Annotated in this window: 7 protein-coding genes; 2 read left to right on the top strand and 5 right to left on the bottom strand. The window is 50.1% G+C overall.

Translation table 11 applies throughout. The annotated features are described in order from the left end of the window. Positions 1-160: 160 nt before the first annotated feature. Positions 161-1048 carry a sugar ABC transporter permease gene (locus Q0231_RS01760; protein WP_269392353.1) on the bottom strand — a complete coding sequence of 296 codons (888 nt, stop codon included), beginning with the start codon at positions 1046-1048 and terminating at the stop codon, positions 161-163. Positions 1049-1125: 77 nt separating this feature from the next. Continuing rightward, the gene (locus Q0231_RS01765) at positions 1126-2364 is read right to left on the bottom strand and encodes an extracellular solute-binding protein (protein ID WP_269392354.1); all 1239 of its coding nucleotides are present in this window, start codon (positions 2362-2364) and stop codon (positions 1126-1128) included. A gap of 128 nt (positions 2365-2492) precedes the next feature. Here Q0231_RS01765 and Q0231_RS01770 point away from each other — a divergent pair, with 128 nt between their 5' ends. Next, positions 2493-3275, top strand: coding sequence for an IclR family transcriptional regulator (locus Q0231_RS01770; RefSeq protein ID WP_299344291.1), 783 nt, complete (start codon positions 2493-2495; stop codon positions 3273-3275). Positions 3276-3301: 26 nt separating this feature from the next. Next, entirely contained in the window at positions 3302-4366 is a 1065-nt protein-coding gene (locus Q0231_RS01775) for an ABC transporter ATP-binding protein (protein WP_299344294.1), read from the top strand. Positions 4367-4380: 14 nt separating this feature from the next. Here Q0231_RS01775 and Q0231_RS01780 read toward each other — a convergent pair whose 3' ends face one another. From Q0231_RS01780 to Q0231_RS01790, 3 genes are all read right to left on the bottom strand, one after another. Beyond that, complete coding sequence (locus Q0231_RS01780) at positions 4381-4818, bottom strand: YaiI/YqxD family protein (protein WP_269392357.1); 438 nt, start codon at positions 4816-4818, stop codon at positions 4381-4383. A gap of 40 nt (positions 4819-4858) precedes the next feature. Further along, the gene (locus tag Q0231_RS01785) at positions 4859-6082 is read right to left on the bottom strand and encodes an HlyD family efflux transporter periplasmic adaptor subunit (protein ID WP_299344298.1); all 1224 of its coding nucleotides are present in this window, start codon (positions 6080-6082) and stop codon (positions 4859-4861) included. Positions 6083-6085: 3 nt separating this feature from the next. Continuing rightward, a partial coding sequence (locus tag Q0231_RS01790; protein ID WP_299344301.1) for an FtsX-like permease family protein occupies positions 6086-7660 on the bottom strand: 1575 nt, incomplete at its 5' end.

Here is a 7660-nt window from a genome sequence, read left to right on the forward strand (position 1 = left end):
TCCCCAATAGTTGCCCGCGTTAATATCGCCTGCCGATCGGATGGAAGTTAGCGCCACCGCAATAAGCGGCAAAAGCCACAAAATCAACGCGATGGGCAGAGCCACTTGATAGCCGATGCGCACTTTTGCAGAGGTTTTTTCAACGGGTGTTGGAAACATCTTAGTGCCCTCTCTCGTCGCGGTACATTTTGTATAAGAACCCGGAAATATAAACCATCATGATCATGAACAGCACCACAGCAATTGCTGCGCCATAGCCCATGCGGAAGCCATATTCTGAGAAGGCTTGCTCGTACATAAAGAAGGCAAGCACGCGAGATGATCCCCATGGGCCACCATCAGTCATGATGGAAACCAAATCGAAAGAGCGCAGCGCCCCAATGATGGTTACGACCATCGCGATAAATGTCGCCGGACGCAGTTGAGGCAAAATGATGTACCAGAGCATTTTCCAGCCCTTCGCATTGTCTAGCCGCGCGGCTTCAATCTGTTCAGGGTCAACAGCATTTAAACCGGTTAAATACAGGATCATGCAATAGGCGGTTTGTGGCCAAAGGCCAGCGACGATGATGCCGTAGGTCACAAAACGTTCGTCAGCAAGGACAGCAATGGGTTCAAGCCCAATCGCGCCAAGCGCAACGTTCAAGAGACCAAAGTTTGGATCGTAAAACCAAGAAAAAACAAGGCCGACCACCACTTGAGAAATCACGAAAGGGAAGAAAAACAAAGACTTATAAATTCGAATGCCGCGCACTGTTTGATTGAGGAATAGCGCAACAAACAGGCCCGCTGGAATGGCCAAAAGGTACAGCACCAGCCACAGAATGTTGTTTTTCAGCGAGGTATAGAACGCTTCATCATCGAGCAGTTCAACATAGTTGCCCATGCCCACCCAGGTTTTTTCGCCCAAGCCGTCCCAATCGAAAAAGCTGATCTGAATGGACCCAAAGATTGGGTAAACGACGTAGAGTAGAAACATCGCAATGCCGGGCAATAAAAACAGCCAAGGGGCAATAGATTGTTGGTTTTTCTTCCAGAAAGCTTGCATGGCGACACGTCCAGTAAATGGGGTGAGCTGAGGTTCCCGCGCACCTATGGCGCGCGGGAAATGATTAGCATCTAAGCTTATTTATATACGCGTCCGCGTACTTTTTCGAGACGCTCTAGGATTGCGTCCAAACGTTCAGGTTTCACCATGAACTCTTGGAAACCTTCCATGCCCGCTTTTGCCATTTCCGCTGGTGCATCACGGTCGAAGAATTGCGCGATTCCGCCAGTTGTTGAAGAGAGCATTTTGTTGCCCGCTTGCAAGAACTTGTCGTCGCCAACTTGAGATTGGTTGTTCACTGGCAACTGACCGAGGGTCTTGTTGATTTCAGTTTGAACGTCCGCACGCGCAAGATAGGCGAGGAATTTCTTCGCATCTTCTTTGTTTTTTGCGTTTGATGGAATGTGCACGGTGTCCGTTGGCGCTTCTTCTGCCAAAGGCACATCTGGGTTGATCACTGGGAATTGGAAGAACCCGATTTGATCATCTGTCAAACCTGCTTCACGCAAGGGTGCAACCGCGAAGTTACCCATAACATACATTGCCGCATCACCCTGCACCATTGGTGCAAGTGCTTCTTGCCATGAATATGCTGCGTGGTTCTCAAGGAAGAAGTTTGCGTCGAGCAATTCTTTCCAATTGGCCATAGTTGCGCGAACACGCTCATCAGTCCAAGCCACCTCACCTTTGGTGAGTGCCATGTGGAAATCATAGCCGTTGGTGCGAAGATTCAAGTAATCGAAAACACCGCCAGCAGTCCAAAGGTATTTGGTGCCGATTGTGATTGGTGTGATGCCTGCCGCATTGAGGGTTGCGCCCGCAGCTTTGAACTCTTCCCAATTTGTTGGGACAGCGATGTTATTCGCTTCAAAGATATCTTTGCGGTAGTAAACGCCCCACTGATAATAAGTGTATGGAACACCCCATTTTTTACCATCAATGGTCATGGAACCGGCAGCGGATGCCAAAGTTTCATTTAGACCGTTTTCTTCCCAAACGTCGTCAACAGCTTCAAAAAGCCCTGCATTTACGTATGGCAACATGCGGTTACCCGCATACCAGTTCGCCAAATCAGGCGCATCAGCCGTCAAGAAATTACGGATCGATGTTTTATAACCCTCGTGGTCAAACAAGTTCCACGTAACGGTTACGTCTGGGTTTTCAGCCTTAAAGCCGTCAATGACCGCTTGAAATGCCGCTTTTGGGGCCGGATCCGAAGTATCCGTGTTGATGACTAGCTCACCTGCGAATGCTGTTGTCGACATAAGCGCCGCTGCAAGCATCACGGATACACCGCGTCCTAGTAGATGTTTCATTGGTTTTACCTCCCGATTGGTTCCAACATATGAAACTTAGTTTTAACTATTGAAATTATTGTTCGTTAATCCTATTGTTGTCAACAGGGTCGTTGAGTAAAAGTCATAAAAAAATGACGGGGAACAAAATGAGCAGCCAATCAAACAAAGACGGCACAGTCGGCAAAGCATTGGAAATATTGGATGATGTTGCCGCATTTGGTCGCCCAGTGCGGTTCAATGACCTATTGGCGCAGTCAAAACACCCAAAGGCGACTTTGTATCGATTGATGCAAACGCTCACCAATCAAGGGATGCTGGACTATAATCCGGACCATCAAACATATGCGCCGGGTGTAAGGCTTGTGCGTTTAGCGCATGCTGCATGGCAGCAGTCTTCGCTCGCCCCGATTGCAAAGCCAGCTATTGATCGACTGTCAGAAGAACTTGGCCAAACTATTCACTTGGCACAGCTTGATAACGGGCAAGTGCTTTATGTGGACAAGCGTGATGCCAACCGACCGATTGAGATGTTTTCTCAGGCGGGAAAAGTTGGGCCGGGCTATTGCACTGGCGTTGGCAAAGCAATGCTGGCCTTTCTTGACGACGAACAACGCGACAAGGCCCTTGCGCAGCAGGCATTTTATGCTTTCACAGAAAACACGATCACCGATTGCGAGAAGCTTTCACAAGAGCTGTTGTGCATTCGCAAAACAGGTGTGTCGTTCGACAAAGAAGAACATGAGCCCAGCATTATTTGTGTTGCCGTGCCGATTCTGGCCAATTCTGGCCGCGTTTTAGGTGGTCTTTCGATCACCAGCTCCACCAACCGCACCACCCTTGACGAACTAAAGAATTTTGCGCCGCAAATGAAAGCCGCTGCAAAAGAAATCGCAACTGCCTCTGAGAATTGGCAGTTTCCAAACCACTAACCAATCAAGATCCATCGGGAGGATTTATGTCTGGTGTAAAAATTTCTAATGCCATCAAAAAGTACGAAACCGTACAGGTTATTCATGGCGTTGATTTAGAAGTAGAACATGGCGAGTTCTGCGTTTTTGTTGGCCCATCAGGTTGTGGCAAGTCCACCCTGTTGCGCATGATCGCAGGGCTAGAAGAAACCACATCAGGCACGATCCAAATCGGGGATCGCGATGTAACAACAGCGGACCCCGCAGATCGTGGCGTTGCGATGGTTTTTCAAACCTACGCACTTTATCCACATATGACTGTCGCTGAGAACATGGGCTTTGGGCTCAAAATGAATGGGGTTCCAAAGGCTGAAGTTAAAAGAAAAGTCGACGAAGCATCACAAATTCTCAAATTGGACGACTATCTTGGTCGCAAACCCAAGGCACTTTCTGGCGGGCAACGTCAACGGGTTGCGATTGGCCGCGCAATTGTGCGTGGGCCTGAAGTGTTTTTGTTTGACGAACCGCTTTCCAATTTGGACGCTGAATTGCGTGTGGAGATGCGGGTTGAACTAGCCCGGTTGCACAAAGAAATTGGCGCCACCATGATTTATGTGACACACGATCAGGTGGAAGCCATGACCTTGGCCGACAAAATTGTGGTGTTGCGTGCGGGCAATGTGGAACAGGTGGGTTCGCCCATGCAGCTCTATAAGAACCCGGACAACAAATTTGTTGCCGGCTTCATTGGTTCGCCGGGTATGAATTTTGTTGAAGGCTTTGCCAAAGACGGATCTGTTGATTGTGCTGCATTTGGTGATGACAGCATCAACACATCTGTGTCTCTGCCAGCGATGGGCGGTGCTGTAACAGTTGGCGTCCGACCTCAGCATTTAACAATCGACCCTAATGGCGACGGACTAATCGTAGATTTGGTCGAGCATTTGGGCGGGGTAACATATATCTATCTCAACGCGCAAAATGGCGAACGAATAATCGTTGAGGCAAGCGCTGAAGTTGATGCGCCCACTTTGGGCAGCAAAGTTAGTGTGGCATTTGATCCGGAAAACATGATGTTGTTTGACGCGAAAACTGAAAAGCGCTTGCGCTAGGTTTTACGTTAGATCTAGTTCGCCAGAAACCGGTCCAGCGCTTGCAAAAAGTTGGACCGGTCTGCTTTCGTGAAACCGGGGTTGTAACCTTTGATTTCGCCGCTTTCGCGCAGGTCCTGCTTCAACCCCCGCATGGCGATTGCCATACCAATGTTTTCGTCCGTAAATGGTTTACCCGTTGGCCCAAGTACCCTTGCCTTCTTGTCAAGGCAACGTTGGGCCAATGGGATATCTGCTGTCACAGCAACATCACCATCACCGATATTCTCGGCGATCCAATCATCCGCCACATCGGCGCCGTGGGGCACGATAACATGCTGGATCATCGGATCTCGAGACGGGCGTAGCCCGCCGTTTGACACGATAACCACAGGCACGCCGTAGCGCTCCGCTACCCGGATGATTTCGTCTTTTACAGGGCAAGCATCGCCATCAACATAGATTTTTGTCATGGCGATCTTTTATCCATTCGATCAGGTGTTGGCCAGTTCTCTATTGCACAATTCTTTGCTCAACCGCTGCGCCTTCCACTAAGTTCGCGCCAGGGTACAGAACGATCACTTCTTGTTCAGCCAGCCCCTCAAGCACTTGAGCTTGCAGGCCGTTGTTTTGCCCAATTTTGACATTGCGTTTGCTGGCTTTGCCATCTTCAACGGTAAATACCGCCCAGTCGTTGGCTTCCCGGAACAAAGCGCTGGACGGCACAACCAGGGCGTTTTGATCTTCCCACACCACAATCTTAACTTCTACTCGGAACCCATGCCCTAGACTTTGGCGCTGCTCCCACGGGTCAGTAAATTCAATAATCGCCCCTACCCTTTGCTCCTCTACGCCAAGCGCCGAGTATTTTGTGTAACCCCAAGGGTCCACTCGAGTTACAGTGCCGCCCAATTGTTTGGGGCCGCCCCAATTGTCAACAATCACTCTATCGCCAACACCCACTTTGACCGCATCGCTAGAGAGGAGTTCGACGATAATCTCCATGCCATTGGAAATATCGCCAATCTCTAAAATGGGCGTCCCTGCAGGCAGAGTTGTTTCACTGACTTGCTTTACCTGCAGCACACGGCCGGATACGGGTGCGCGAAGTGGTATAGAAGCTGCGCCACGGCTAACTGAAGGATTGCCTTGATCGTCAAAACTGATCAGCTGAGCGCGAGCAATTTCCAAATCGGCCTCGCGCATCGAAATGGCTGCCGCCGTTGTGTCCAAAACCGCAGCCGCCGAACGGGCAACGCTTTGCGCACGGTCGAGGGTAGCACGAGAAACGACTTCTTTTTCAAACAGTTGAGTGGTCCGCTGCAAGTCTATTTCGGACAATTCTTTATCAGCGACGGCCCGTTCGTGTTCGGCACGCGCCAATTGCAAAGCAGCTTCTGCAGCTTTTGTTGTAGCCAACGCCTGTTCTCGGGAGCGAACGTCTAGCGCCGCAGGATTTGTTGGCAACATACTGGCGACGATCGATGTACCGCCAATCACCATATCGCCCGGCTCAACTTCAACGCGCTGCAATCGTCCTGCCACAGGCGTTGAAACCGTATAGACATCTTGCACACGGGTTTTCGCGTCCTCATCGATAGTAACAACCATTGGCGCGCGCTCGACCACCCCCAGATCGACAGATATAGGTTTTGGCCAAAATGCATAGGTTAGCGCACCAACTACACCGATGATCACCACCAAGATAATCCAATTGCGAGACGTTCTTTTTGCCATGTCCTACTCCCTGGTTTTAAGGGCTGAGACGAGATTGAGCCCGTCCATATTGCGTTTTACCATCCAGCCAGAAAATATCGAAGACACCAGCACAGCAATTCCTGCTGTACCAAAAGCTTCGGGCTGAAGTTGGTTTGGAATTTGATAGAGGTCAGTCGAAAAACCTTCAACGATTGCAACGTTCAATCCGATGCCAAAAGCAATGCCAATCGGAACGGCCAAAATGACCATAATGGCAAGTTCACCAAGCAAAACGAAAGCGGTTTCGCCTTTTGTAAAACCGATCACACGTAAACTTGCTAGGTCGCGCGCTCGTTCGGCGAATGCAATGCGTGCACTGTTGTAAACGATGCCAAATGTAATGATCGCTGCAATAAAGCTCATCACATAACGCATGGAACCAGCGCTTTGATCCATAAGTGTTTCAAACGCTTCTCGCGAAGTAGATTTTAAGCTCGCGCCAGCGATGAATGGCATTGCCTTGAGCGATTCATATAATTCGGACTGATATTTTTCATCGATCTGCAAATAAGCACCACTGATCTGGCTTGGCTGTTTCAATGCGCGGTTTAGGGCTCCAATTTGCAAATAGGCGGGCGCACCGGACAAGGTTTCTGCAATACCCACTATGGGCATGGATAGGATGGGTCGCTCACCCTCTTGCACCTCAATTGTCATCGTTTGCCCGGGCGCAATTGCCAATTTCTTCGCCAAGGCCTTGGCGATGATAATGCCATCATCGCGTAATCTGATGGGATTCAAGTTCTTATCAACTGCGCGGAATTGTTGCGGATTGGCAATCAGGCCCGTCAAAGCCCCTTTATGTGAATGCAATCCATTGCGCATAATCACAGGGACCACCCGGAACGGTTCAACTTGTGCAACCCCTTCAAGAGCGTTCAGTTCATATAGCGTTTTGTCAGATCGCAATGCGGCAAAAACAACCGTCATGTCTGAACGATCCACATAGTCAAATGTCTGATCGACAACGGTGGTGAATGTCATCATCAAACCGATCGAGGCGGCGGATAGCCCCATTCCGGCGCCGACCCCAAGTGCTGCGCCAAATGCGCGCCCCGGATGGCGCGCGACCCGTCGCAACACCATGCGCGTTGGTTGATCAAACAGACGATTGACCACCGCCAGAAAGCCCCCCGCTGTTGAATAATCAGCGGGTGCGGGCGGGCGCATGGCAACGGCTGGTGTCAGGGCAAAAACATTCCTCAAAACGAACAAAGCGCCGGCCGAAGCGGTAAAAACGCTAACGAGAATGCCGATGATGAAAGCCTGCGGGTCCACACGAAAAACAAGAAATGGGAACTTATAGTACTGCTGGAATAGGTCCGCGTAGCTGCGCCCAACCATGACCCCAATCAGACAGCCAACCAAAGCCCCACCAATGGCAATCGCCAGAACGAATTTGAAGTAATGGGCACTCACTTCAAAAGAAGAGTAGCCAAAAGCTTTGAGCAAGCCGATTTGTTCACGCTCCGACTGGATCATCCTTGAAATCACGATGTTGAGCAAAAAAGCGGCGATTGCCAAGAAGATCGGTGGCAGGATTTTACTCTGCGTGGC

Source organism: uncultured Maritalea sp., assembly GCF_937139385.1.
Classification (GTDB): domain Bacteria; phylum Pseudomonadota; class Alphaproteobacteria; order Rhizobiales; family Devosiaceae; genus Maritalea; species Maritalea porphyrae_A.